19 protein-coding genes and 2 tRNA genes are annotated in these 25,782 nt (G+C 69.1%); 9 read left to right on the top strand and 12 right to left on the bottom strand.

What is annotated here, in order from left to right; genetic code table 11:
- Nucleotides 1–12: 12 nt before the first annotated feature.
- Together ABTW72_RS07310 and ABTW72_RS07305 are read right to left on the bottom strand one after the other, a co-directional pair.
- Nucleotides 13–1,986 carry a purple acid phosphatase family protein gene (locus tag ABTW72_RS07310; RefSeq protein WP_350855348.1) on the bottom strand — a complete coding sequence of 658 codons (1,974 nt, stop codon included), beginning with the start codon at nt 1,984–1,986 and terminating at the stop codon, nt 13–15.
- Between the two features lie 144 nt (nt 1,987–2,130).
- A complete protein-coding gene (locus ABTW72_RS07305) occupies nt 2,131–3,450 on the bottom strand; it encodes a HupE/UreJ family protein (RefSeq protein WP_350855345.1) in 1,320 nt (439 codons plus the stop codon).
- A gap of 79 nt (nt 3,451–3,529) precedes the next feature.
- On the opposite strand from ABTW72_RS07305, the gene ABTW72_RS07300 reads away from it, so the two are divergent.
- Nucleotides 3,530–4,192, top strand: a complete 663-nt coding sequence (locus tag ABTW72_RS07300; protein WP_350855342.1) for a type 1 periplasmic-binding domain-containing protein — start codon at nt 3,530–3,532, stop codon at nt 4,190–4,192.
- Nucleotides 4,193–4,262: 70 nt separating this feature from the next.
- Here the strand turns inward: ABTW72_RS07300 and ABTW72_RS07295 are convergent, their stop codons facing one another.
- The 3 genes from ABTW72_RS07295 to ABTW72_RS07285 all read right to left on the bottom strand — a co-directional run bounded on the left by ABTW72_RS07295 (nt 4,263) and on the right by ABTW72_RS07285 (nt 7,325).
- Nucleotides 4,263–5,912 carry a glucuronyl esterase domain-containing protein gene (locus ABTW72_RS07295; protein WP_350855339.1) on the bottom strand — a complete coding sequence of 550 codons (1,650 nt, stop codon included), beginning with the start codon at nt 5,910–5,912 and terminating at the stop codon, nt 4,263–4,265.
- Between the two features lie 230 nt (nt 5,913–6,142).
- Complete coding sequence (locus ABTW72_RS07290) at nt 6,143–6,832, bottom strand: hypothetical protein (RefSeq protein WP_350855337.1); 690 nt, start codon at nt 6,830–6,832, stop codon at nt 6,143–6,145.
- Nucleotides 6,825–7,325 carry a sigma-70 family RNA polymerase sigma factor gene (locus ABTW72_RS07285; protein ID WP_091396991.1) on the bottom strand — a complete coding sequence of 167 codons (501 nt, stop codon included), beginning with the start codon at nt 7,323–7,325 and terminating at the stop codon, nt 6,825–6,827. The genes ABTW72_RS07290 and ABTW72_RS07285 overlap by 8 nt, the downstream gene beginning before the upstream one ends.
- A 181-nt stretch (nt 7,326–7,506) precedes the next feature.
- Between ABTW72_RS07285 and ABTW72_RS07280 the strand changes: the two genes are divergently transcribed.
- Nucleotides 7,507–10,737, top strand: coding sequence for a S8 family peptidase (locus ABTW72_RS07280; protein ID WP_350855334.1), 3,231 nt, complete (start codon nt 7,507–7,509; stop codon nt 10,735–10,737).
- Between the two features lie 99 nt (nt 10,738–10,836).
- On the opposite strand, the gene ABTW72_RS07275 is transcribed toward ABTW72_RS07280, so the two are convergent.
- A complete protein-coding gene (locus tag ABTW72_RS07275; protein ID WP_350855332.1) occupies nt 10,837–11,559 on the bottom strand; it encodes an SDR family NAD(P)-dependent oxidoreductase in 723 nt (240 codons plus the stop codon).
- 470 nt (nt 11,560–12,029) lie between these two features.
- On the opposite strand from ABTW72_RS07275, the gene ABTW72_RS07270 reads away from it, so the two are divergent.
- Together ABTW72_RS07270 and ABTW72_RS07265 are read left to right on the top strand one after the other, a co-directional pair.
- Nucleotides 12,030–12,182: a hypothetical protein gene (locus tag ABTW72_RS07270; RefSeq protein WP_350855329.1), complete on the top strand. Its 153-nt coding sequence runs from the start codon at nt 12,030–12,032 to the stop codon at nt 12,180–12,182.
- A gap of 227 nt (nt 12,183–12,409) precedes the next feature.
- Nucleotides 12,410–12,892: a class I SAM-dependent methyltransferase gene (locus ABTW72_RS07265; protein WP_350855327.1), complete on the top strand. Its 483-nt coding sequence runs from the start codon at nt 12,410–12,412 to the stop codon at nt 12,890–12,892.
- Between the two features lie 94 nt (nt 12,893–12,986).
- Here the strand turns inward: ABTW72_RS07265 and ABTW72_RS07260 are convergent, their stop codons facing one another.
- Together ABTW72_RS07260 and ABTW72_RS07255 are read right to left on the bottom strand one after the other, a co-directional pair.
- On the bottom strand, nt 12,987–14,516 hold the full coding sequence (locus ABTW72_RS07260) for a non-reducing end alpha-L-arabinofuranosidase family hydrolase (RefSeq protein WP_350855324.1): 1,530 nt from the start codon (nt 14,514–14,516) through the stop codon (nt 12,987–12,989).
- Nucleotides 14,517–15,028: 512 nt separating this feature from the next.
- Complete coding sequence (locus ABTW72_RS07255) at nt 15,029–16,141, bottom strand: ricin-type beta-trefoil lectin domain protein (protein WP_350855321.1); 1,113 nt, start codon at nt 16,139–16,141, stop codon at nt 15,029–15,031.
- An 833-nt stretch (nt 16,142–16,974) separates the two neighbouring features.
- Between ABTW72_RS07255 and ABTW72_RS07250 the strand changes: the two genes are divergently transcribed.
- Complete coding sequence (locus tag ABTW72_RS07250) at nt 16,975–17,502, top strand: RICIN domain-containing protein (RefSeq protein ID WP_350855318.1); 528 nt, start codon at nt 16,975–16,977, stop codon at nt 17,500–17,502.
- Nucleotides 17,503–17,924: 422 nt separating this feature from the next.
- Nucleotides 17,925–18,515, top strand: coding sequence for an RICIN domain-containing protein (locus ABTW72_RS07245; protein ID WP_350855316.1), 591 nt, complete (start codon nt 17,925–17,927; stop codon nt 18,513–18,515).
- Nucleotides 18,516–19,256: 741 nt separating this feature from the next.
- On the opposite strand, the gene ABTW72_RS07240 is transcribed toward ABTW72_RS07245, so the two are convergent.
- Together ABTW72_RS07240 and ABTW72_RS07235 are read right to left on the bottom strand one after the other, a co-directional pair.
- Nucleotides 19,257–19,329: transfer RNA gene (locus ABTW72_RS07240), tRNA-Arg, on the bottom strand.
- Between the two features lie 35 nt (nt 19,330–19,364).
- Nucleotides 19,365–19,455 (bottom strand) — tRNA-Ser (locus ABTW72_RS07235).
- 239 nt (nt 19,456–19,694) lie between these two features.
- Here ABTW72_RS07235 and ABTW72_RS07230 point away from each other — a divergent pair.
- Entirely contained in the window at nt 19,695–21,020 is a 1,326-nt protein-coding gene (locus tag ABTW72_RS07230) for a hypothetical protein (protein ID WP_350855313.1), read from the top strand.
- A gap of 4 nt (nt 21,021–21,024) precedes the next feature.
- Here the strand turns inward: ABTW72_RS07230 and ABTW72_RS07225 are convergent, their stop codons facing one another.
- A complete protein-coding gene (locus ABTW72_RS07225; RefSeq protein WP_350855310.1) occupies nt 21,025–21,795 on the bottom strand; it encodes a CPBP family intramembrane glutamic endopeptidase in 771 nt (256 codons plus the stop codon).
- 144 nt (nt 21,796–21,939) lie between these two features.
- On the opposite strand from ABTW72_RS07225, the gene ABTW72_RS07220 reads away from it, so the two are divergent.
- Nucleotides 21,940–23,055 (top strand): globin domain-containing protein, encoded by a 1,116-nt coding sequence (locus tag ABTW72_RS07220; RefSeq protein WP_350855307.1) that lies wholly within the window; start codon nt 21,940–21,942, stop codon nt 23,053–23,055.
- 68 nt (nt 23,056–23,123) lie between these two features.
- Here ABTW72_RS07220 and ABTW72_RS07215 read toward each other — a convergent pair whose 3' ends face one another.
- Nucleotides 23,124–24,653, bottom strand: coding sequence for a peptide deformylase (locus ABTW72_RS07215; protein WP_350855304.1), 1,530 nt, complete (start codon nt 24,651–24,653; stop codon nt 23,124–23,126).
- 327 nt (nt 24,654–24,980) lie between these two features.
- Between ABTW72_RS07215 and ABTW72_RS07210 the strand changes: the two genes are divergently transcribed.
- The gene (locus tag ABTW72_RS07210; RefSeq protein WP_350855301.1) at nt 24,981–25,757 is read left to right on the top strand and encodes a hypothetical protein; all 777 of its coding nucleotides are present in this window, start codon (nt 24,981–24,983) and stop codon (nt 25,755–25,757) included.
- Nucleotides 25,758–25,782 lie beyond the last annotated feature (25 nt).

Here is a 25,782-nt window from a genome sequence, read left to right as displayed (position 1 = left end):
GGAACAGTCCGGTCAGCTGCTCAGTGCGGTGATCGTGAGGGTGGTGCGGTAGCTGCCCTTCGCGATGCTGTCCGGGATCTTCAGATCCAGGTCAGCGCCGAGCTTGGCGCCACCACGCGGGTGACCCTGCGCGGCCGCGGCGAGCGCGCTGGAGACCGAGAGGCCCTTGCCCTGGTCGTCGAGGGACGACAGGACCGGGGCACCGGCCTCGGCGCCCGCGCCGGCGTCGAGCACGTACGGGTTCCAACCGAGGTAGGAGCCGGAGAACTTCTTGTCGGCGTCGGAGAAGTCGCCGACGTTGGCCGAGATCGACCACGGGGCGAGCGAGCGGCGGCTGTCCGACACGAGGATCGGGTTGATCTTGCCGTTGGCCTGGAAGTAGGTGCCGTTGCGCTCCTGCGCGGTACCCAGGTCGACCAGACCGTTGTAGCCGTCGATCGTCCAGCCGAACTCGCCCGGAGCCGGGTTCGGCACGTTGACCTGGATGGCCTGGCCGTCACCGTGGAACGGGTGCACTGTCACGTTGTCGACGATCGAGCCGACCGGCTGGCCCTCCGGGGTGTTGACGCAGGAGAGGCCCTTCTCGACGGCCGCGTTCGGCGCCGCACAGGTGCCGCTGCGAACGTTCGCGAGAACGAGCTTGTCGCCGCGAACCTGCACCTTGACGTAGCTGCGCACGTGCTCCTGGTTCTGCACGGAGTTGTACCAGTACTTGCCCGGGTCCAGCGGGTCCGGGCCGTTGCCGCGGATGCCGGTGCCGGTGGTGTCCGGCTTCTTGATGTCGTAGTACTTCGAGCCGGAGGCCGAGTTGGCCGTCACGTAGATGACGCCGCCCGGGCCGGGGAACACGTCGGCAGCACCCGGCTTCTCGGCCGGGTTCTCCTTCTGGCCGTTCTTGATGGAGTAGCTGCGCGAGTAGCTGTGGTCGTGACCCTGGAGCACCATGTCGACGCCGAGGTTGGAGAACGCGGTGGTGAAGTCTTCCCGCCGCTGCTTGTTGTCGGTGTCGGTCGCGTGGCTGGCCGGCGAGTAGATGGAGTGGTGGTAGACCAGCACCTTCCACTTGGCCTCGGAGCCGTGCTTGTTGATGACGTCGGTGACGTACGCGACGTGCGCCGCGTCGCCACCGGCGGAGCCGTCCGCCGGGTTGGCGTAGCTGTTGCTGTTCAGGTCGATGAACAGCACATCCTTGTGGATGAACCAGTAGTCGCCGCCGGACCGGGTCGCCTGGTCCCCGTTGTAGTACTGGGCCGAGCGGTCGGTGTTCGGGGTGAAGTGGTGCTGCTCGTACGACTTGCCGCCGACGTCGTGGTTACCGATGGTGGCGACGAGGGGGATCTGACGCAGCTGGTCGGGGGCCAGGAACGAGGTCCACTGGCCCTCGTCGTTGGCGCTCTCCACGTGGTCGCCGGCGGAGACCAACAGCTCGGCGTTCGGGTTGGCCGCGGTGGCGACCTTCAGGGTGTCCTCCCAGCCGGCCTGGTCCTTCAGCCGGTCACCGGAGGAGCCGATCTGCGGGTCGCCGAAGAACAGGAAGTCGTAGTCGCCCTCGAAGTCCTGCGTCTTGAAGGCGTACGCCGGGGACCAGCTGCCCTCGGCGCCGACCCGGTACGAGTACGCGGTGTTCTCGCGCAGGTTGCTGATCGTGGCGTGCCGGTTGAAGCCGGTGGTGGAGGTGTTCGCCGCACCGACGGCGTCGAAGCTGACCGCGCCGGCCGGGAACTCGCCGTTGACGATCTCGGCGGTCGGGACGAGCTGGATCTTCTGCGCGGTGTCGGCGGAGGAGTACCAGCTCACGATGCGCTGGGTCTCGTTGGCGCCGACGCCGAGGACCACACCGGTGATCGTGGTGGACTCGGCCGCGCTCGCGGTGGCCATCAGGCCACTACCGAGGGCCGCGCCCAGACCGAGGAAACCGGCTGCGACCCCGGCGACCAGGCGCCGCCGCACGAGCGCCGAGGCCCGTGTCGAGGTGCTCAATGTCATCGACATTGTTCCCTTTTCAAATAGAGAAATGGATTGTGCCTTCACCCGACGCTGGGGAAGCAATTCCACGTTTTCGCCGCCCGGTGAACCAGCCATGAACGTGATCTTGCGAACGACTGCACTTCACGAACTACTTAGCCCTACTCATGATCCAGAAACGCGCTGCACAAACCAGATCAACCCCATAATGGACACGCCTGCGGAAACAGCCCCGGTCGCCCAGAGCCCGGCTTTCGGCGCACGACGGCGCAGCACGAACAGCAACGGGAAGACGACAGCGATAATCGTCAACTGAACGACCTCGATGCCGACGTTGAACACCAGCAGCGACCACAGCAGGGTCCACGACCACGCCTCGTCGATACCCAGCGCGCCCGCGAAGCCCAGGCCGTGCACGAGGCCGAAGCAGAACACCACGCCGAGGCGGATCCAGCCGGCCCGATCCAGGCTGAAGTGGCCGCGCCCGGCCGTCTCCAGCTCGGCCGCGTGCTCACCACGTCGCCAGATCCCCCACAGGTGCCAGCCGGCGACGACGGCGATCGACAACGCGATGACGGGCTCGACGACCGCCCCCGGCACCTCGACCAGGCCGAGCGCGGCCAGCATGAACGTCACCGAATGCGCCACTGTGAAGCTGGTGGCCGCGAGCACGATCTCCCGAAGCCGCCGAGACCCCGCGATGAGCGCCAGCAGGAAGAGGATGTGGTCGATCCCGGTCAGCAGGTGCTCGGCGCCCAGGAGGAAGAACTCGCCGAACCGTTCGTACCAGGCCTGCGCGGTCGAGAAGGACGGGTTGGCAGCGTCGAGCGCCGCGCTGCCCGAACGGCCGTCGATCTCGTAGGTGACGATCGTCTTCGTGCCCTTGACGTAGCCCTCGCCATCCGGGAAGAGGCCGCTGCGCACCACGTGCTCGTCGACCCGCTCCGGGCAGGTCCAGTCGAGCAGCAGATCCGCGTACGGCACGCCCTCGCGCTCGCCGATCGTCGCGTCACCCACCTGGGTCGGCCGGCAGGCCGTACCCCGGGAACTCACCGAGAACCGGTCGGAGACGTACCCGAGAACCGCCGACTCGTGATCCTTCAGGGCAGCGGCCTGGGCCGCGGTGTCGCCCGCCTCGAACGCGGCGGTTCCCGCCTGGAAGAGCGGGTCGTCGTCGCCGGCATCCGCAGCGGACACCACGAGGAGGTCGTATTCGAGCTCCACCCCGGTTCGAATGTGACCCTCATCTCCCGCCGCAATTTTCGCGTACACGGTCGACGAAAAGCCGTGCGCGGACGCCGGTTCGGCTCCCAGAAACGGAACCACCGCTGCGGCGAAACCGACAGCGGCGACGATAACGGTACGGCGGATGCGGCCTGACATTCGACTCCCTCGGTTGGCCAGTGCACGTTGCATGCCGTGGGTGAACACCAACCCGCGCACCGACGAACCGCCGGAGAACAACTTCCCCGAACGACCGTCCACCGATTAACGGTGACCGGAGTTGAGATAGGAATACGAAGAAGTACGCGCACTTTCCGCCACCACCCGGAGGACGATCACCTTGCGCCCCCCGCTTCGGGCCGTTGCCATGCTGGCCGCGACCGCCGCGCTGGTAACCGCCTGCAACTCCAGCGACGACTGGTCCGAGCCACGTCCGGCGCCCAGCGCCATCGGCACCCTCGGCCCGGGGTTCGTCGACCCCTCCACGAAGCCCGCGCCGGAGGCGACCATCACCCCGCGGCCCGGCTCGTGGGCCGACGTCCACCCGCCGAAGGACTACCGGGTCGTCCTGTTGACCAGCGGTGCGGACAACCCGACCAAGGCCCTCGTGACGGCGGTGAAGGAGTGGGCCGACGACGAGCACGTCGACCTGAGGACGATCGTCGTCGGCACTGCGCACGACACCGTTCCCAGCATCGCCAAGGCGATGGAGATGGGCCCGGACCTCATCGTCAGCGCGGGCAACGACCTCATCGACGGGCTCGCGCTGGTCACCCCGAACCACCTGGACGAGAAGTTCCTCGTGGTCGGCGCGGAACTCGCCGAGCCCACCCACAACGTCACAGCGGTCGACTGGGACGGCGCATCGTTCCGTGGCGAGGGGCTCGGGATGTCCTCGACGTACGACCCGAACTCGTTCACCGCGGACCGGTGCGCGGCGGCCATCCGGGCGGGCGTGGCCGCCGTCCTCAACGACCTGACCGGGCTCGTGGTCTGGCTCTGACGCTCGGGCTACGCCTCAGAGCCGCGCGACCCGGCGCGGAGGCTGTGCACCTCCGCACCGGGCCTGCGGGTCACCCGGCGGAACAGGTGGGAGTCATCCCCGCACCGGCGCCGCTGCCCTGGTAACCGAACTCGGTCGACTGCCCGGCCGCGATGGCGCCGTTGTAGGCGACATTGGTGAACTGAACGGTCCCGCTGCTGCCGCTCCGGTTGGCGCTCCAGACGCTGGTGATGCTGGCACCCGACGGCAGAGTCATGGTGACCGTCCAACCGTTGACCGGCGCGGTGCCGGCGGTCACCCGCACCGTGGCGACGAAACCGCCCGTCCACTGGTTGACCGACACCGTCGCCGCACAGCCACCACCGGTCGGAGGCGGCGTGGTTGGGGGCGGCGTGGTCGGGGGCGGCGTCGTCGGAGGCGGCGTGGTTGGGGGCGGCGTGGTCGGACCGTCCGCCAGGACCGGGGTCGACCAGTCCCGCCAGTCGGCCAACCGGCCGAGCGCCCTGCTGGAAATCCGGATCACGCCCGGCTCGTTGCCCGTCTTCAGCAGGAACTTGCGGATGTTGTTCTGCAACGGGGTACGCCACTCGGGGCGGTTGGCGCAGTGGCTGCCGTCCTGCACGTCGGACCAGTAGGTGATGTTGTCGCCGGCGCCGAGCGCCTTGTAGACCTCGGCGCCGCCCAGGGCCGCGACGCTCGCCGACCGGGGGCCGAGGTTGGCGATGTGCGGGTTGTCCATGATGAACAGTCCGCGCGGTGCCACCATGGCGACCATCTCGTGGGTGTCCACCGGGAGCCGGTTCGGGCTGCCGGTGAAGGAGCCGAACGCGTCACCCAGCCAGGGTTGCTCCCCGTACGCGCTGCTCAGGCTCTGCGCGCCCTCACCCGGGATGCCCCGGAAGATGGGGACACCCGCGCTGCCCGATTCGATCGGCATGGTCAGGGCGATGCGCTGGTCGAACACACCGATCGCGAAGGCGCCCTTGCCGTAACGGGAGCAACCGGTGACGCCCATCGCGTCCGCCTTGAGGATCCTGCCGTCGGACTGCTCGATGACGTCGATGATCCGACTGACGCCCCACCCCCAGGCGGCGAGCAGTCCGGTACTGCTCGATGAGCCGTAGATGCTGTAGAACGCGCCCTGCTTGTTGTTCCGGGGAGTGCCCTCGCGGCCGACCGCCAGTGGGTCGTAACTGATCACGGCAGCGCCGGCGGCCTTGATGGTGGCCGTGTCCGCGCCGAACCCGCCGACGACCACGACGGCCGGGAACGGACCGGTGCCGCTCGGCAGCTCGACCCGCGCCGAGAAGGTGGAGCTCCTGCCGTTGTGTGCCACGTTGACGCTGATGCTGCTGTTGGACACCGTCCCCGTGACCGTCGCGGGCTTGGCGGGCTTCTCACCGAAGACGAACTTCTCGGCAAGCTCCTTGATCTCCGCCCGCCGGCAGCGCCAGTCGGACCTGGCGGTGATGGTCGTCCCGTTCAGCTTCTTGAAGGGATCGGGAAGCTTGGCGTTGGTGGGCAGCGAGCCCAGGTCAGGCAGACCGGGCACGGCGCAGTCGGCGCCCTCGTCCTCCACTGCCGCGGCCAGCGTGCCTACGGCGGCTTGAGCGTTCGTCGTTCGTGTCACTACCGATACCGATCCGGCGACCGTGAGCGCTGCCAGCGCCAGCACGACGACCGGGAACCGGGTCCTGGAACGGCCCGAGGGGATGGTCACTAGAGGTCTCCTTCCGAGGTGGTGGTTACAGGAAGGGACGAAGCGAGATCGATGATCACGATTGCCAGCCACGTCAAGCCTGAGTCGACCCATCGCGGGATGTCAATGTTTTTCCGAAAGTTTCGGGCTCCCCGCGTCGAAACCTTTCGACGCCAGCGTCCGGCTCGACGGCCGGCATCACGTCCGCGCCGAGCACCGACGGCACGATGGTGGCCCGCTGTCGAGCCCGCTCACCTCGGCCCGCGGTCCAGGAACTCGTACGTGGTGGTCAGGCCCTCGGGCAGGTCGGGAACCAGGGCGTTGGTGCCGTCGACCACCTGGACGTAACGCTTGCCCTGGAAGATCGAGTAGCCGCCGTCAGGCACCTGATCGATCCGGAAGAGCTGCGTCGAGGCGGCGGCCTCACACGCCCGGCCGCGTACGCTGCCCGGCGCGGCGTCGTGCACGACGGTCATGCAGATCGCGTCGGCACCGGACGCCAGGACGATCCGGTACCTGTCGCCCTCGGGGCGCAGCACCCACAGCGCCCGACCGTCGATGCCCTGTTCGGTGGTGGCCCGCACCTGATCGCCGTCGCGGTCGATCGCCAACGTGGCCCCGCGCATGCCGGGCAGCACGATCTGGACCTGCCGCCGGCCGCCGAGGATCTCCTGCGGTCCCGCCGAGGCGGTCGCGGACGGGACCACTGGCGGTGCGACCTGGGTGGCCGGACCGACACCGGGCGTCCCGACGTTGTTCCGCACCTGCACCAGGGCGGCGCCGGCGGCGAGGGCCACCACGGCCAGCCCCGCTGCGCCGACGGCCGTCCGACGCCGCCGACGCCGGTCGCTGCGGTGCCGCAACGTCTGCGCTCCCGGCAGCGTGGCGACTCGCCGAACCTCGTCCACGATCGCGGTGAGATCGTCGCGCGGATCAGCCATGGGAGGTCTCCTCCTGATGCGCATCGGTCAGCAACCCGGCCATCGCTCTCCGACCACGGGCGAGGTACGTCTTCACGGTTCCGACGGGGGCCTGCATCTCGGCTGCCACCTCCGCGACGCTGAGGTCGTTGAGATGGTGCAGCACAACCGCCCGCCGCTCGTTGGCGCTCAACCGTTGCAGCGCCTGCAACAGCGCGACGTGGTCCTCGTTCAGTCCGGGCACGCCCTGGTCGACAGCGGCCCGGCGGTGCGCACGTACCCGGTTGAACGCCTTGCGCCAGCTGCTCACCGCGATCCGGGAGGCCACCCGGCGGACCCACGCCTCCGGACTGTCCGTCTCCCGAACCGTCGCCCATCGCTGCCAGGCCCGCATGAACGCCTCGGCGACGGCGTCCTCCGCCTCGGCGCGGTTGCCGGTGAGCGCGTACACATGACCCACGACCCGACCCGCACAGGCCGCGTAGAGGGCATCGAACTCTTCGGCGTCACGCATCCGACCGGTGCCCTCCCATGCCTCGTCCCCTGGTCACCGCCGCATGGAACTCGCAAGGGTGGACCGGTCACGTCGGCGCGGGCCGCGATTGTGCTCTCTGTCACACCAGTGTGATCAACCTGACGACCTGGTCAGGCGTCATCGTGCCGACCCGGGAGACGCCCGTGGCGGAGAGGACGATGTGCGACGACGGCAACGACGCGCCCTGACAGCCGGCGTACTCGCGACCGCGCTGGTTGCGGCGGGCCTGATCGCCCCACCGGCGAACGCGCAGGAGAAGCCGACAGCCACGGCCCCCGGCAGCCACGGAACCTTCACCCTGATCACCGGCGACCGGGTCTCGCTGGACGCGGCCGGGCGCCCACAGATCCAGCGCGGGCCGGGTCGGGCCGGCATGCGGTTCGTGAGCAGCCAGGAGGACGGTCACCAGTACGTCATCCCGGTGGACGCGATGCCGCTGGTGCGGGACGGGCGGCTGGACCGACGCCTGTTCGACCTCAGCACGCTCGGCGAGTTCGGCTACGACGACCGGACAGCCGAGTTGCCGCTGCTGGTCGCGTACCCCGAGAACATGGCGGCGCGGGCGCGGACCGCGACCACCGGGGGTGCCGGGCGGGTGCGGGCCGATCTCCCGGCCGCGCACGCGCTCGCGGTCCGGGCGGACCGGGACGACCGGGTGACGCTCTGGGCGTCGCTGACCCGAGGTACGACGTCCGCGCGCACCCTCGCCGCGGGGATCACCCACATCTGGCTGGACGGCAAGCGCACCGTCTCCCTCGATCGCAGCGTGCCGCAGATCGGTGCCCCGGCGGCGTGGCAGGCCGGCTTCGACGGCACCGGCGTCACCGTCGGCGTGCTGGACACCGGGATCGACGCCGGCCACCCCGACTTCGCCGGCCACCTCACCGAGGTCCGGGACTTCACCGGCGGCAACGACCCCGGCGACTCGGTCGGCCACGGCACCCACGTGGCATCGACGATCGTCGGCAGCGGTGCGGCCTCCGGCGGCAGGTATCGCGGGGTCGCGCCGGGGGCGAAGCTGCTCGTCGGCAAGGTCTGCGCCACCACCGAATGCCAGGACTCGGACATCATCACCGGCATGCAGTGGCTCGCGCCGCAGGCCCGGGTGGTCAACCTGAGCGTGGGCGGCGACGACGCACCCGGCCTCGACCCGCTGGAGACCGCGGTCCAGGAGCTGAGCCACCGGTACGGCACCCTCTTCGTGGTCGCCGCCGGCAACGAGGGGAAACCGAAGTCGGTCTCCTCGCCTGCCTCCGCCGACGACGCTCTCGCCGTCGCCGCGGTGGACGCCGACGACCAGCGGGCCTACTTCTCCAGCCGGGGCCCGCGCATCGGCGACAACCACATCAAGCCCGAGATCAGCGCGCCGGGCGTCGACATCGTGGCCGCCGCCCCCGGCGGCGACTACGCCACCATGTCGGGTACGTCGATGGCGACCCCGCACGTGGCCGGCACCGCCGCGATTCTCGCCGGGCAACACCCGGACTGGACCGGCCCGCAGCTCAAGGCCGCCCTGATGGACTCGGCCAAGCCGACCGGCGAGGACACCATCTACGAGCAGGGCGCCGGCCGGGTGGACATCGCCCGCGCGGTCGCCCAGCCGGTCGCCACCGACATCGCCGCCATCGACTTTCCGGTGCAGCGCTGGCCGCACGCCGACGACAGCCCGATCACCCAGGTCGTCGGCTACCGCAACACGGGCACCGCGCCGGTCACCCTGACGCTGGCCATCGCTCCGGCCCCGGCGGGCATGCTCACCGTCAGCCCAGCCACGCTGGTGGTGCCGGCCGGTGGCCGCGCCGAGGCGACGATCACTGTGGACACCCGGGTGGACGCCCCGGACGGCGTCTACCAGGGCGCGCTGACCGCGACCGGCGCCGCCGACCTGCGGGTTCGGACGCCCTTCGTGTTGAACCGTGAGATCGAGAGCTACGACGTACGGCTCGACCACACCGGACGCGACGGCAAGCCGGCCACCGAGTACACGACAGTGGCGGCGAACCTGACCACCGGCGAGTTCAGCACCCTCCCCGCGACACCGGGCGGCGGCGTCCTGCGGCTGCCCAAGGGTCGGTACGCGTTGTACAGCACCATCCACGAGGGTGCCGTGTCGACCCTGCTCGCGCAGCCGGTACTGGACGTACGCGGCCCGGTGACCGAGGCGGTCGACGCCCGCAACGCCAAGCCGGTCGCGTTGACAGTGCCGCAGCACGACGCCGCGCCGATCTCGATCAACGTGAGCGCCAACTGGGACGACGGCCTGCGCTACCCGGGTGTCCAACTCAGCGGAGTGTCAGTCACGGACGTCTTCTTCGGCCGGCTCGGGCCCGCCGTCGCGGCACCCGAGTTCACCGCCACGCTGGGCGTCGGGCTCGCCCGGCCGGGCAGGGACGGCACCTTCCGCAACAGCCCCTACACCTACGACCTGGCGTACGTCGGCAAGGGCGACATGTTCACCGGCCTGACCAGGAAGCTGTCGCCGAAGAACCTGGCCACTGTCAAGACGACCTACCGCAGCCAGTCCACGGCGGCGACGGCCACCCGGTTCCACCGCGCGTCGGCGCCCGGAGGCGCGGGCCCGATCGGGTCGAACACACCTGTCGACCTGCCGTTCAAGGGCACCGAGTACTACAACACAGACGGCGGCATCGTCTGGACGTCCACGTTCGTCGAGGGGGACAACCTCACGACGCAGGATTCCACCTTCAGGTCGGGGCGTGCGTACACCCAGACCTGGAACGCGGCGCCCTTCGGGCCCACCGTGACCCAGGCACCGACCCTGTCACCCCTGGGGTACGCGGGCCGCGACGGCGACACCATCTCGATCGCGTCGGTGCCCCTGTTCGGCGACGCGACCGGTCGCCCCGCGAGCCGCGACGACCAGCCGGTGCGGTTCCGGCTGCTGCGCGACGGTAAGGAGATCGGCACCTCGGACAGCCCGTGGGCCGACTTCACGGTGCCCGCCGGGAAGGCCACCTACCGACTGGAGGCGACCGCCACCCGAGGCGCACCGGACACCCTGTCGACGTCGGTCTCGGTGGCCTGGACCTTCACCTCGGCGCACACCACGTCGCCGGAGCGGTTGCCTCTGACCACGGCTCGCCCGACGCCCGTGCTCGACGACACCAACACGGCGCGGGCCGGCCGGATCATGACGATCCCGGTGGCGCTGGACCGACAGGCCGGGTCGAAGGCCGCGCCCAACCGGACGCTCGCCGTGTCCGCGTCGTTCGACGACGGCCGGACCTGGGTCGCCTTGCCGGTGATCCGGAACGTCGCGCTGATCAGTCATCCACGACGGGCCGGATTCGTCTCGCTGCGACTGACCGCCACCGACACCGCCGGCAACACGGTCACGCAGACGATCCAGCGGGCCTATCGGATCGCCTGACGCACTACCCGGTCCGGGGCGGCTGCTGGAGCCGCCGCCCCGGACCGGACTCCGGTGCCGAGGTGCCTCGGTGCCTCGGTGTATCGGTGTATCGGTGCTTCAGGCGGTGAGGGCACCGTCGATGGCAATGGAGGCGCCGCTGATGAATGTGGCCTCGTCGCTGAGCAGGAACGCGGTGAGCGCGGCGACCTCGTCGGAGGTCCCGGCTCGTCCGGTCGGCTGCGCCGACAGGTAGCGCTCCGCGATCTCCGGAGCCTGGCTGACCACGCCCTGCCAGAGCGGGGTGTCGATCAGGCCGGTGACCAGGGCATTGACCCGTACACCGGAGCGCGCCACGTCAAGTGCCGCCGAGCGCGTCAGACCGATGACCCCGTGCTTCGCCGCGTTGTAGGCGGCCTGGGTCCCGTCGCCCTTCACGCCGGAGACCGAGGCGTTGTTGACGATCGCGCCACCGCCGGAGGCGATGATCGCCGGGAGCTCGTACTTGAGGCCGTAGAAGACGCTCGTCAGGTTGAGGGCGAGCGACCGGTGCCAGTTGTCGCTGTCGGTCTCGCGCACGCTGGCCATCGGGCCACCGCCGGCGTTGTTGAACGCGCCGTCCAGCCGCCCGTACTCCGTCACCGCGGCGTCGACGAGCCGCGCCATGTCCTCCTCGACCGTCACGTCGGTGGGCACGAAGAGGGCACTGCCGCCCACGTTCCTGATCTGCGCGGCGGCCTCCTCGCCCCGGTCCTTGTCCCGGGCGCCGATGACGACGCGGGCCCCTTCCGCTGCCGCCCGCTGGGCGAACGCCAGGCCCATGCCCTGCGTGCCGCCGGTCACGACCAGCACCTTTGCTTCCAACCGTCCAGACATCTCGTCTCACATCCACTTCGACTGGTGAGCCGCCACGGGGCCCGCAGGGCTCTTGGTGAGACGGAACGCTAGCCTTTTCTGGAACGATCGCCAAAGTAATGCCACTCACAAGCGGCGCTCTCCCGCAGGTGCGACATCGCCTTGACCGGCCGGATATAGCGCATAAATACGCTGATTCGGCTGCCGCAATCACCCGTGGTGACGCTGTAGCTGTCGAAGCGTTCTTTGGTGATCGTTCCATAAATTCGTTGGCGTTGGGCGAATCCGAATGCCCACAAACCACTCTCAAGGAACAGTCATGCTCACAGGTCGCGCGGCCCGAGAGTCCCAGCGGTGGGAGGCCCTGGTGTTCATCTCATCGCTCAACTACGGCCGCCACCTACCTGGTCTCGCACGGTGGTCCGGCGGCGCGAGCCCAGGAGCGGAACGAGGCGCTGATGTGCGGCTACTCGGTCGCGTACTGGGTCGCCGTCGGATTCGTGGTCGCAGCGGCCCTGGTCTCGGTGGCAATGGTGAACGCCGGAGCCCCGAAGGACGTCCCGGCCCCGACGGACGCCCTCGGGGACGTCACCCCGTTGCCCGTGCACTGATGGCTGCCGCGTCTGTCGATCCGGCGCGGTGACCGAGGACACGGTGCACCGACTCCGCTGAGAGGGTGGAATCAGGGGTGTGAGCAGAGAAGGCACCGGCGAGTGACGTCGTGAGGTCCACTCTTTCGAGCCGCGATCCGGGTTCGTCCAGCGCTGGCACGACGCCCGCGCCGAACGAACCGATTCGGGCAACGCCCGCCCATCGGCAGCGCTGGGCGGTGCAGATCATGTCTGTCGCGCCCGACGACCAGGTGCTGGAGATCGGCTGCGGTCGGGGAGTCGCCGTCTCCCTGGTCGCCGGTCAACTCACCACCGGTCGGATCGTCGCCATCGACAGTGCCGCGACGATGGTGCGGCTCGCGACCGAACGGAACCTGAGCCACATCGACGCCGGCAGAGCTGAGATCCGGCGAACGGGGTTCGAGTCGGCCGACCTTCCGACCGGCCACTTCACCAAGATCTTCGCGGTGAACGTCAGCCTCTTCTGGTTGGGCGACGCGGCGCAGCAGATCGCTCGGATGCGCAGCCTGCTGGCGCCGGACGGACGGCTCTACGTCTTCGGCGAGCGACCCACCGAAGCGCACGCCACCGCGAACCTCACCGCGACCGAAGTACTGCTGGAAACCCACGGTTTCGCCACCGCCACATCGAGCGCCACCCGTGGTCGGGGCCAGGTGCTGACCTGTGTCACCGGCATGCCGATCCGGTGAGCCTGGGCCGATCGCAGCGTTGACATGAGCCGGGCGGGCTCGGCGTGACGCCGAGCCCGCCCGTTCCGGGTCAGTCGAACTTGATCAGACAGAGTCAGCGCTGCAGGGTCAGCAGACCCGGCCGGTACGGCAGCAGGCCGTAGTCGACGCCGTCGGAGCTGGGGGAACGCCCCTGGTAGAGCAGTTGCAGGTTGCAGGCGTCGACGGTCATCGTCTGGTCGGCGTTGGTACGCAGCAGCTCACCGTGGCTGATGTCGTTGGTCCAGGTCGCGCCGCTGTTGACCTTGCCCGCGAACGGGTTGCTCTGGGACGCGGCCTGCGGCGTCCACGAACCGTTCAGGCTGGTCGCCGTGAACGAACGGAAGTAGCGGCCCGTCGAGCCGATCGCCTCGACGATCATGAGGTACTTGTTCAGACCCTGCAGCTTGTAGACCTGCGGGGCCTCGAACAGGTTGTTCGTGGTGTCGCTCATGATGGTCGTGTAGCTGCTGCCGAAGTTGCCCGGGAAGTTCCCGATCGGCATGCTGGCCCGGTAGATCTTGCCGTTGTCACCCGCGAAGAACAGGTACATGTTCGTACCGTCACCGATGAGAGCCTGATCGATCGGGCCGGTACCGGAGCCGGTGATGCTTCCGGTGAACAGCGGCTGCGCTGCGGACCAGCCGTTCGGGTTGGTGGGGTTGGTCGAGGTCCGGTAGGAGAACGCCGTGCCACCCCACTGGTAGGCCAACACCCAGATGTTCTTCGGCGCGAAGTAGAACAGCGACGGCGCGACGGTGCCGGAGTTCATTCCGGTCTGGGTGGCCGATGCCATCTGCGAGTAGTTCGTGAAGAGGCTGAAGTTCATCGAACCCCAGCTGGACCCGAAGTCGTGCGTGGTGGCGTAGACCAGTTGCTGGCCGTTGTAGGGGGCGACGGTGAAGTCCTTCAGCGACACCCAACCCGACTTCGGGTTCGCCAACACCCCGGTGGAGGACCACCGGTACGTCGACGGAAGGTCGCACGTGCCGCCCGGCGGCGGAGTCGTCGTCGGCGGCGTGGTTCCGTCGACGCGAACGAACTGCCACTGCTGGTTGGCGCCGTTCCAGTCGTCGTACTGCACGATGTTGCCGCCGTCGGCGGTCGAGGCGCCCTGCACCTCCATCACCTTGTTGCTGTTCCGGTTGATCAACCGGACGTAGCCGCTGTCCGAGTCGGCCAGCCGGAACTGCTGATTGGTGCCGTTGAGGTCACTCCACTGCACGATGCTGCCGCCGTTGGCGGTCGAGAAGCCCGAGACGTCCAGCACCTTGCCGGACAGCCGCGACTTCACCCGGTAGTAGCCACCACCGGAGTCGACGAACTGCCACTGCTGCTGGTTGCCGTTGTTGCGGGCCCACTGGGTGATCCGGGCACCGTCATTCGTGGCCAGGTTGTAGACGTCCAGGGCCTTGCCGCTGTTGCGGTTGACCAACACGTACCACGCGTTCGTGTCGACCGACGCCGCGGCGGCGGGAGACGACACCACCGCTACGGCAGCGCCACCGACCATCAACGCCGCCGCGCTGGCGGCGAGGATGCGGGGCAACCACCAACGCCGCCGCGACGGCGTTGCGATCGATGGAGACCTATCGAGGGTAGACATGATCCTCCTCCAGTGACCAAGAGCCGAACGGCCTACCCAAGGGTGGGCGTACCGCGACGCGTGGCCGAGCGCACAGGCGTCAGAGAGTTAGCGTTAACAAGACGCCGGCGCGCAGTGGCGCACGCCTGATTCGAGATCGACGAAGCAGGGCTTGCCCGGAAAGCCGAGGTGTCGTCGTCCTTAGGCATCGACTGTGAGCGATAACATGCCGTTCGTCAAGACGTAATGTGCTGGGAACATCTGCCGCTGCCACGCTGCGGATCTTGGGGCGAAACGCCTTGAACCGCATTCCCGCAGGCATCGCCCCAGATTCGCGGTGAGGGCTTCGGCCGGGCCCTTGAGGAGGCCTCGCGAGCGCGTTAACATCGACGGCTGCCCATTGCCGGCGGCTTGCGGGCGGCGCCGGTGAACCCGGCCTTGACGGGGATCCCGTCGATGCCGTCCGGAGAGTGGGCAGGCGACGACGGTGGTCGGATCACCTGCGATCCGACCACCCGCCGCGTCCGGACGAGCTATCGGCGGCTCCACTGCTGGTTGGCCTGACCGGTGCAGGTCCAGAGGACGAGCTTCGTCCCGTTGCCCGTGCCCACGTTGTACGGGTCCAGGCAGAGGCCGGACTGCACCCCGGTGATGGTGCCGTTGGCGTTGACGTTCCACTGCTGGTTCGTTCCGCCGTGGCAGTCGTAGATGGTGACCAGGGTGCCCGGGGAGGTGCCATAGCCGGCGGCGTCGAGGCACTTGTTGCCGTACACGGTCAGCGTCTTGCCGCTCGTGTAGGTCCACTGCTGGTTGGTGCGGCCGTGACAGTCCCACAACTGCACCTGGGTGCCGTTGGTGGTGGAAGAGCCGGGGACGTCGACGCAGCGACCGGACAGGGTACCCACGATCGCAGTGGTCTGCCCGCCGCCGCTGCCCGGTTCGCCGATGCTGCCGGGCACCGACTGCAGCGCGCTGTACCACCGGGCAGCCATCTTGTCGTAACCGCCGGACGTGGGGTGGACGCCGTCGATCAGGTCTGCGGTGGTGAGTGCGCTGTGCATGTCGACCAGGTGTACCCGCTTGCCGGCGTTCACCTTGCTCTGCACGATGCCGGGGATCGCCGCGTTGAAGGTGCGGGCGGCCGCATTCTGGTTGCTGTTGGAGAGCGGGATGATCTGCGCGACGAACACCTCTGCGGTGGGAGCCGTGGTGGTGATCCGGTCGATCAGGGTGGAGAGCCGGTTCGGCGCGGTGCTCACGTTGTAGTTCTGCAGGATGTCGTTGGTCCCGATGTGCAGCAGAACGGTCTGCGGCCGTTGGGTGTTCAGCCAGCCGACGATGTTCGCGTCGATCTGGTCGATGCGCCAGCCGGGATGTCCCTGGTGGTCGTGGTCACCCAGGCTGGCGGGCCCGTTGAACTGCGAACCCACGAAGTCCACTGTGTACCGACCATTGACGAGCCGCTGCCAGAGCCCGATGCGGTACCCGCCCGGCACCTGGGTGCCCTCGGTGATGGAGTCGCCGAGAGGCATCACCCGCACCCCGCCGTTGGATTCCGCGTTGGCCGGACCGGTCGGAGTCAGTACCCCGGCGAGGACAACACCGAGTGCCGCTGTCGCCGCGAGCCATCTTGCCCTAGTTCGCATAGATCTCTCCCCTGCAGTGGTAGTGCTGACCGAGGAGTCAGGCCGTCGCGACCGCCGCGACATCGGCATGACGATGCCGTCGCAGCACTGGGACGGATTGTTAACGCTAACAGCGATTCCTGTAAATTCTTGTCGCTGATCTGGCCCACGTCAAGCGCCAGCAACCCGGGCGACCTGGCCGGCGCAGCGGCCGCGCCCTGCCTCGAGCGTCGCCGGCTACCACTCGCCGTCGTGCCGCGGCGTCTTCCACCTCCGGCAGGGCAAGGCGGGATCTTCAACGACGGCGGCCAGGTCACCGTGGAAGAAGACGGTGATCAGCGGCAACCGGCCCACGAACTGCACACCAGCTCACCGCCGGTGCCCAACTGCTTCGGCTGATCATCCGTTCGCCCCGGCACTCGGGTAGCAAAGAGGCATCGGAGCACCATCCGGTCCCGCACAGGTTCGGTCACGAAGATCGGACCTGTGGCGGGACCGGATGCCGCTTGGGCCGACCGGCCGCCGGTTCCGTCCGACCGTCCTGATCGGAGAAACAGGTGCGTTCGACAGCGGTGGGTCAGTCCTTCACGAGCGAGCCGTTTTGCAGCGATCTCGGCCTGCACTCGGCCAATCGCTGCACCGGATAGAACTCCGTGCGCACCTCCATCGAATCCGGCGGTCGCGGCCAAGCCCAGCGATTTCATGATCACCGTCAGGGCATTTATCGACGCCTATTGCGCGAACGCAGCCCGTCTGACACTCTCGCTGCCAGACGATTACTCGGAGCAGCCGAGTAAACACGGGGAGGAGTAACTGTGCGTAACAGAGTAATCAGGGCAGCAGTTTCGGCGGCTGTGACCGCAGCGCTGGCGGTTGCCGTCAGCCCGGCAGCCGCGCAAGCAAAGGCCGATGACAAGGCCCCGCTACCAATCTCGACGGTCCTGTCCCCGTCGAAAACACTGGCCGCAGCTCCATTTGCGGTGAGGAACAAGAAGTCGTCCAAGTACCTGCAGGCCAGCAGTACCGCCAACAACGCCGCCGTCCGCCAGCAGAACGCCAGCTCGAGCAGCCTTCAGGGCTGGGTTCTCGTTAACGACTCCGGCTACGTCACTCTCCAGAATTATGGCGTGGTCCGGAACTTGGGAACCTCGGGCGCCAGTACTGCCTCCAACACCTCTGCGGTGATCGTCAACCCCTCCGGCAGTTTCGACCAAGACTGGCTCGTCTCGTCAATCGACGGCACGTTCTTCTACCTCAAGAACCGCAAGAACACCTCGATGTGCCTGGGAATCGACGGCGCCAGCACCGCCGCCGGCGCGAGGGCCGCCATCTACACCTGCGCCAACGCGATTAACCAGACGTGGTCCTTCACCACCTTCTAGTCGAGCCCGCTTGTCCGGTCCGGCCGAACAGACCAGCTCTGCTCGGCCGGACCGTGCGTGCCCACCTCGGCGGCCCCCGCTCGCCACTTGGCCCTGGCGGTCGCCGCCGGCAACGGTCAGCCCAGGAGGACAGTCCGTGCAGGCCGGTGCCTCGGCTTGCGGTTGGGCCCATGTCGCCGCCCTGCGCCGCGAACTGGCCGCCCTGTCGCGCTTCGAGCGTGACACAAGCCTCACGACCGTCTATGCGTCCTGATCGACGGTAGCTGACCTGCGGATCGTCGACCCGCGGCAGAAGCAGCCGCCGATCAGGGGAAAGGCATTCATAGTCCTCTTTGTCCACCAGGGCACACCGGGACCTGAAAGTCTGGCAGTCTCTCGACCAGACAGCTTTAGCAACCGAGTCGAAACACGGGGAGACAGCGATGGGCAACAGGGCCAGTAAGGCAATGGCTGCTGCGATCATGACCGCAGCGACCGCGATTGCAACCGTAATCATGCCGGTCGCCGCCTCTGCGGCACCCGAAGGTGCCGGTTCACAGGCCAGAGTGACACCTTCGAATGATGACTTCGTCGCCGCTGCCAACCCTTTCAAACTGCAGAACAGGAACTCCCTCAAACTGCTGCAGCCGCAAAACGGAAGCTTTGCCGCCGGAACCAAGGTTGTTCAGCAGTCAGACGCTGGCAGCGGCGTGCAGCGGTGGTACATCATCAACGATGGCAGCTGGATCAGCCTGCAGAATTACTCCGCGAACCCCATCAGGAACATGGGGATCAACGGTGGCAGCACCGCCTCCGGAGCTGCGGCGATCATCGCGGCCCCGGGCGCCGGTTACAACCAGGACTGGAAGGTTCTGTGGACCGACAGCACGCAGACGTGGTTCCGACTCCAGAACCGAGGGAGCGGACTGTGCTTGGGAATCTCGGGGGCAAGTACCGCTAACGGCGGACAGGCCGCCCAGTTCGCGTGCGCCAGCCCGGCCGCTGCGAATCAGACCTGGAGATTCTTGAACTGATTTGACGGCGAGACCCGACACGACGTCGGCCGACTCCGGAGTGTCGCTCCGGAGTCGGCCGACGTCGTCGGGCGACTCCACCAGGAGATAACCGGACGGCAGCTGGTTTATCTCGATGCGCATGTTCCACCGTACAGAGGCTGGCGCCTCCACGCGGATCGACAGCTTGCTCGTGAAGTAATCGATGCGACTTCCCGACGGGGTCACGCCAGTCGTGATGCATCGGACCGGCAGACGCACGCCGGGATCGATGACGATCGTCATAAGGCCCCGATGCCAGTCGGTCGAGATCCAGAGGCCGCCCGGGTGACCTCGACGGTGGCCACGGTGGTGCCGCCGTTGCGCGCCCCAACCGTTGCCAGCGTGGTCCGGCTCGTCTCGGGTGACGGACGTTCCGGTACGTCGAGCGCCACGTCTCGCGGTGGCGGCGCACTGCGAGCACTGGCGGCTGGGTCGCCGAGGGCGGCGGCGCGGACGGCGGCGACGTCTCACATGCAGTGGCCACAACGACGACCGACGGGGGTGGCCACGACGGAGCGCATTGCCCGGGTGGGCCGGCGACACCCAGCTGAATTCCCAGCCGCCCCAGGTGTCCCAGATGACCAGGGCCGGCATGTACGAGGGGATCCACGACGAGGTCACGTTGCAGGACGACTGCGTGGTGACACCCGCCATTCAACCGGCACGACCAACAAAAAACGTCTGACCGCGTTTCCGCAGGTCAGACGTCTAATGATCTTGTGCGCCCGAAGGGACTCGAACCCCTAACCTTCTGATCCGTAGTCAGATGCTCTATCCATTGAGCTACGGGCGCTTGTGCTCAGCCAGTGTACACACCCGGCTTTCGCGCGGAGACTCCGGGATTCGAACCCGGGAGGGGCTTTAAGACCCCAACCGCATTAGCAGTGCGGCGCCATAGACCAGACTAGGCGAAGTCTCCCTGGTGATCCTCAGACCACCGCGCCCGAGGATACAGGTCGCCACCCACCGGGAGCAAAACGACTTCCGGGGTACGCCCACGCGACCCGCCCGCCCACCGTGTTTCCACGCTGTGCGCCGGCGTGATCGGGACTACGCTCCATCGATATGCAGGAGCAGCCGCCCAGCGAGTCGCCCCGTCGAGAGCCTGCTGAACGAGCGCGTCCGCGCTCTCCACGGGCCACCTTCAGGCCGCCGACGGTGGCCGAGGAGCCCACCGAGACGGTGGAGCCCGGGGAGACGGCGGCACCGCCGGCAGCCACCCCGGCGAGCCAGCGCCCTCGACGGGCGAAGGCTGCCCCGGCGGTGCTCTTCCAGCCACCGGAGCCGGACCGCCCCCTGCCTCGCCAGCCTCGACGCGCACCGACCGAGCTGACCACCGAGGCGGAGGCGGAGCAGCCTGACGGCGGCGACCAATCCGGCCCGGCAACAGGCGTCGCACAACCACCGAAGGCCCGGAGCACCCCCGTCCGCAGGACTGCCGCTCGGAAGGCAGCCGACACGCCCGCCGAGGTGACCCCGACCACGCCGGCACCACGCAAGCGCGCCGCGAACCCCACCAAAGCAGCAAACGCGACCAAAGCGGCGAGCACCACCGAGGCGGCGAGCACCACCACAGCGTCGAGCACCACCGGAGAGGCGAGCACCATCACACCAGCGGCCCCGGCCAGAGCCGCAAAGGCCACCAAGCGCGCGGCCACCCCACGCAGGAGCACCACGCCGACAGAGCCCGCCCCCGAACCCGTGGCCGCGCAGCAGACGACACCCGCCGGGCAGAAGACACCCGCCGGGCAGCAGACGACACCGTCCGAGCCGCAGACGACACCCGCCGAGCAGCAGTTGGCACCGGCAACACCCGCCGTGCGGCAGGCCGGGCCGGCTCTGCGGCGTACCCGGGAATCAGAGCTGCGCGCGGTCACCGCGCGCGTGCTCGACCACCCTGGCTTCGCACCGGAGCTGCTGGCCCTGGCTGCGGTACGGACGTTCGGGCCGGACGCGGTCGGGTGGGCCGCTGGGTTGCGCGCCCGCTATCCGGACGCCTCGGCGGACGGCCTGGCCCGGTTGGCGACCCGGCGGTTCGTCCGCTCGGCGGGTGCGGGTGGGGCGACCGCGGCGCTGGCCGGCTTCTTCGCGCCGCTGGCCGAGTTGGCGGCGGTGCTGTGGACGCATTCGGAGCTGGTGCTGCACCTGGCCGCGGCGTACGGCGAGGATCCGACGCATCCGGACCGGGCCGTCGACCTGCTGGTGCTGACCCAGGTGCATCCGGATCGGGCGAGCGCGGCAGCGGCTCTGGCCGCCGCCGAGACGGCGGGTGAACCGGTCGAGGGGGCATGGCCGCGGGCGGCGGAGGCGGCCTGGCGGCTGGCCGCGCCGCTCACGGCGCAGGCCGGTGGTTGGGTGGCGTTGCGGCTGGTGGCCCGGTTGCTGCCGGGCGCGGCGGTGCTCGCGGCGGCGTTGGGTGACGCGGCGGCGGCCGACCGGCTCGCGGCCCGAACGGTGGCCGTCTACCGACCCGACCGGCGCTGACGGATCAGAGCCAGTCGAACCACTCCCGGGGCAGCAGCGCGTAGCCGACGAAGGCGAACACGTCGAGCAGGGTGTGCGCGATGATCAGCGGCATCACCCGTCGGGTGCGCAGGTAGAAGAGGCTGAACACGACGCCCATGATCGCGTTGCCGACGAACGCGCCGAAGCCCTGGTACAGGTGGTACGAGCCGCGCAGCAGCGCGCTGGCCGCGATGATCGCAACCAGCCGCCACTGGAGCTGGCGTAGCCGGGTGACCAGGTAACCGACCACGATCACCTCTTCCAGCACGGCGTTCTGCACGGCGGCGAGGATCAGCACCGGAACCGTCCACCAGACGTCCGGCAGCGCGGCCGGCACCAGCGTGGCGTTGAGGCCCAGGTGGGCCGCCACCCAGAACAACGCCAGCCCGGGTAGGCCGATGAGCGCCGCCAGGCCGGCGCCGCGCGCCACGTCCTGGCCGGGCCGTCGGGCGTCCAGGCCGAGGGTCCGCGCCGGGTCGCCGGGGTCACGGCTGAGCAGGTGTACGGCGAGCAGCACCGGCAGCAGCGCGAACACGATGCCGAGCAGCTGGTACGTGAGGTCCAGCCAGGGGCGGGCCGACGCCGAGGTGTTCAGCGAGGCGGTCTGCTTGGAGAGCGGACCGTCGGCGGTCAACTTCGCGATGATCGAGACCACCGCGTAGATCGCGGACTGTCCGAGAGAGAGGCCGAGGACCAGCAGCGTCTCGGTGCCCAGCAGTCGGCGGGACACCGGGCGGGTCAGCTCAACGGTCACCGCACCACTCTGCCCGACGGGCCGCACCCGTGACATGGCCGACCGGCCACCATGAGCCGATCGCACATTCTGTGCGACCGGTCGACACTCTCCGTGGAGATTCTATGGGCGCCCGATCCGATGCCGTCTGGAGAAGGAGCGCCCGTGGACAACCTCGCGCGGTTGCTGAAGGAGAGTTGGACCCTGGTCGAGGACGACCGGGTCCGGTTGAGCGGTCACTTCTACGCTCGGCTGTTCCTGCTCGACCCCGCCCTGCGGCAACTCTTCCCGGTGCAGATGACCGGCCAGGGCGACCGTCTACTCGAAGCGATCATCACGGCGATCCACACCGTCGACGACCCGGAGAGCTTCGACGAGTTCCTCCGGGCGCTGGGCCGCGACCATCGCAAGTACCACGTCGACGAGGGGCACTACGCCACGATGGGCGTCGCACTGCTGGACGCGCTGCGCAGCACCGCCGGCGACGGCTGGAACCTGGAGTACGACCAGGCGTGGCGGGAGGCGTACGCGGCGATCGCCGCCCTGATGGTGGCCGGCGCCGCCTCCGACGACGACCCGCCGTTCTGGCACGCCGAGGTGCTGACCCACGAGCGGTACGGCCCGGACACCGCCGTGCTGACCTGCCGGGCGTTGCAGCATCCGCTGCGCTGGCAGGCGGGGCAGTACGTGAGCCTGGAGGTGCCGCGCTACCACCCCCGGGTGTGGCGTAACTACTCGGTGGCGAACGCCCCGAACGACGACAACGTGCTGGAGTTCCACGTGCGGTCCCCGGGGGCCGGCTGGGTGTCCGGCGCCCTGGTGCGGCGGGTACGGCCGGGTGATCTGATCCGCCTGGCGGCGCCGATGGGGTCGATGACCCTGGACCGCACCTCGGAACGGGACATCCTCTGCGTGGCCGGCGGCGTCGGGTTGGCACCGATCAAGGCGTTGGTGGAGGAGTTGGCCACCTTCAACCGGACCCGGTGGGTGCACGTCTTCTACGGTGCCCGGCAGGCGGCCGACCTGTACGGCCTGGACGGGTTGCAGGAGTTGGTGGCCGTACACCCGTGGTTGTCGGTCACCGCGGCGTGCAGTGAGGATCCGGACTTCGACGGCGAGCAGGGCGAGATCCCGGAGGTGGTGGCCCGATACGGCCCGTGGACCACGCACGACTGCTACGTCTCCGGTGCCGCCCGGATGGTCCGGTCCACCCTGCGGGTGCTCGCCGCGGACAACGTGCCGCCGCCGCACATCCGCTACGACACCTTCGGTGACCTCTAGACGTTCCTCCCCCCACACCGGGGCGCGTGCCCCTGCCCCCTGGGGCACGCGCCCCGGTCCCTTCCTGGTCAGTAGCGCCAGGGGCGCCCGGTCTCGCGGTACTCCTCCACCGGCACCAGCGGCACGCCGGGTGCCATCCGGTCGACGTAGAGCCGGCCCTCCAGGTGGTCGATCTCGTGTGCGACCAGCCGGGCCATGCCGAATTCGAACGACGTGATGATCCGGCTGCCGTCCCACTGGGCGTGTTCCACGTCCAGGCGCAGCGGCCGGGGCACCAGACCCCGGTGGTCGAAGAAGGAGAGGCAACCCTCGTACTGCTCGTCGGTCTCCGGGTCGGCGTCGACCACCCGGGGGTTGAGCAGCAAGACGGGCTCCGCCGACCGGTCGGGGGGCCGCACCACGGCCGCCGCGCGGCCGATGCCGAACTGCGGCGCGGCGACGCCCACTCCCTTGCTGAACGGATGCAACTCGTCGAGCCGGGCCAGGACCATGGTGAGCCGGTCGACCACGTCCCGGGCGACGTGTTCCTCCCCGGGCAGGTCGAACGGCCGGGCCCGCTGGCGGAGCAGGTCGTCCCCGCGTTGCACGATGCCCAGGCCGCGCATCCGGTCGCTGGGTCGGACCCGGGTGCCACCAGGGCCGAGGTCCGGTTCGGTGTCCGGACGGGCACGGAACCGCCACTGCATCCGGTAGCGGGCGTTCAACGGGGGGTCGTCGGTCTGCCAGTCGTAGATCACCCGGTCGCCCTCGTCGTGACGCTGCGGCGCCGTCCGGAGCGGGCCCTCCTCCGCGCTGAGCGAGGTCTCCACGCCCCAGACCTGCGGGTCGAGGGCCGCAGGCAGGTCCAGGCGTACGGCGAGCTGGCGGGTGGGCAGTCGCACGGCTCGCTGGAACCAGGGGCCCCACTTCTCGTGCCCGACGCTGTACGCGTACTCGATGGTGGCCCGGTCGCCCGGGTAGAGGGGGAAGCGTCGCTCCCCGTTCTCGAAGAGCAGCCAGATCTCCTTGAACGCGTCCCGATCGTGCTTGGCTCGCCAGTGCATCGGCTCCGGGTCTCCGCCGCCGTCGTCCCGACGGGCCTGTATCTGCAACTCGGCGAAGGTGAGGGGGTGCTCCCGATGGTGCCGGTTGGAGCGGCCGGGGTCGTTCGGGTAGCGGTCGACGGCGACCCGGACCAGGTAGCGGGTGACCGGCTCGGTGCCGGCGTTGTACAGCTCACGGTGGATGACGCACCGGTAGCCGTCGTCGGCGTGGGTGAGGGTGGCCAGCTCCCGTTCCACGACCAGGCCGGTGCCGGGTGGCAGCCACTGTCCCGGCAGGTACGGCTCGCGATGCGGCTGACCCGACCGGGCGTGCCGTAGGTCGTCGTACTCCCGGAAGCGCTGCCAGATCGCGCCGCTGGCCTCCAGGACGGCCTCCGCACGGCGGGCGAAGTCCTCGGTGGGGCGGTGCCGGCGCCCTTCGACGTGGCTCACGTAGGACGGGTCGAACCCCATCAGGACGGCCAGTTGCTTCTTGGACAGCCCGCGCCCGGTCCGTTGCCGGGCAAGTTCGGCCGCGAAGGAGTCGGCAGCCCGTTCGAGGGGTGAGGTCGTCATCAGCTTCCTCGTGGCCGGGGCTATAAGTTTCACGTTCCGTGCGTGAGCGCACACGCAAGTGGCATGTTTTCGACACACCGCTTGACAATTCACCGATGGCCATCGATTGTGCGGCGGCGTTTCCCAGCACTGACTCCGGGTAGTACGCGAAGCGCTACTCCCCTCGAATACGGGGGTGACCTGGACGTCTGGGATGTGACCAAGGTGAGGCTTCCCTTACGGTCAGGGGGTTGGTTAGGCTAGCCTTAGCTCAGGACGGCACTGGTTCGTCCGCCGGGGCGCACTCCTCGGTCACACAGACAGGGGACGACTCAGGTGACAGCGGTGATGCCACGGCGCGAGGCCACCACCACGCCGCTCGCCCCCGTCACCGCGGCGCTCCGGGCCATGTTCGGCACCGACGACCTCCCCGGCCTCGCCCGGGGCCTGCTGGTCGACGACGAACTCGGCTGGGCGCCCGCCACCACCCTGATCGACGGCAGCCGATTGCCGGAGTTGCTGAATGGCGCCGCCGTCCGCTGGGGCGGCACCCCGCACGCGTGCGCGGCGCTGGCCTGGAAGTCCTACAGCTACTGGGCCGCGCTGCCGGTCGTACTCGGCTGGGCCTCCGCCCGGCGGGTGCCACTGCTCGATCCGGCCGACCTGCTGATCCACTTCGAGGACCACCGGCAGCTGCTCACCATGGGCCTGCGCCGGGGCACCACAGTGGCGGTGCTGCCGAACGATCCACTGGCGCTGGCCGGCCTGCCTGAGGTGCGGGTCGTCGCCGACGAGGCGGAGCTGCTGGGCGCACTGCGCGCGTCCCTGCTCGACGCTCACCTGGCGCCGCTCATCACGGCGATCCAGTCCGAGGTCCGGGTGGGCACCCGGACGCTGCTCGGCTCTGTCGCCTCCGGCATCGCGCACGGCATCCTGCGGGCCGCCGACGCCCTGCCCGGCTCCACGGTGCAGAGCATCGACACCCTGCTCGGCGCACTCGACCTGGCCGACCTGATCGAGCTGGTGCCGGGGCCGGCCGGTGAGCCGACAGTGCAGCGCCGCACCTGCTGCCTCGCCTTCACCCTGCCCCGGCCGAAGGTCTGCCAGGGCTGCTGCGTCCGGTAAGGCCCTGGGCCAGGCTGGGCCGCGC

Source organism: Micromonospora sp. NPDC127501 (assembly GCF_040302185.1).
GTDB lineage: Bacteria > Actinomycetota > Actinomycetes > Mycobacteriales > Micromonosporaceae > Micromonospora.
This window is presented reverse-complemented; position numbering and strand designations above follow the sequence as displayed.

Excerpts from the sequence above, each read along its gene's own strand:
- ABTW72_RS07245 (WP_350855316.1), top strand. The coding sequence starts at position 17,925 with ATGGGCAACAGGGCCAGTAAGGCAATGGCTGCTGCGATCATGACCGCA.
- ABTW72_RS07270 (WP_350855329.1), top strand. The coding sequence starts at position 12,030 with ATGTGCGGCTACTCGGTCGCGTACTGGGTCGCCGTCGGATTCGTGGTC.
- ABTW72_RS07265 (WP_350855327.1), top strand. The coding sequence starts at position 12,410 with ATGTCTGTCGCGCCCGACGACCAGGTGCTGGAGATCGGCTGCGGTCGG.
- ABTW72_RS07215 (WP_350855304.1), bottom strand. The coding sequence starts at position 24,653 with ATGACGACCTCACCCCTCGAACGGGCTGCCGACTCCTTCGCGGCCGAA.
- ABTW72_RS07310 (WP_350855348.1), bottom strand. The coding sequence starts at position 1,986 with ATGACATTGAGCACCTCGACACGGGCCTCGGCGCTCGTGCGGCGGCGC.
- ABTW72_RS07260 (WP_350855324.1), bottom strand. The coding sequence starts at position 14,516 with ATGTCTACCCTCGATAGGTCTCCATCGATCGCAACGCCGTCGCGGCGG.
- ABTW72_RS07290 (WP_350855337.1), bottom strand. The coding sequence starts at position 6,832 with ATGGCTGATCCGCGCGACGATCTCACCGCGATCGTGGACGAGGTTCGG.
- ABTW72_RS07210 (WP_350855301.1), top strand. The coding sequence starts at position 24,981 with ATGCCACGGCGCGAGGCCACCACCACGCCGCTCGCCCCCGTCACCGCG.
- ABTW72_RS07255 (WP_350855321.1), bottom strand. The coding sequence starts at position 16,141 with ATGCGAACTAGGGCAAGATGGCTCGCGGCGACAGCGGCACTCGGTGTT.
- ABTW72_RS07285 (WP_091396991.1), bottom strand. The coding sequence starts at position 7,325 with ATGCGTGACGCCGAAGAGTTCGATGCCCTCTACGCGGCCTGTGCGGGT.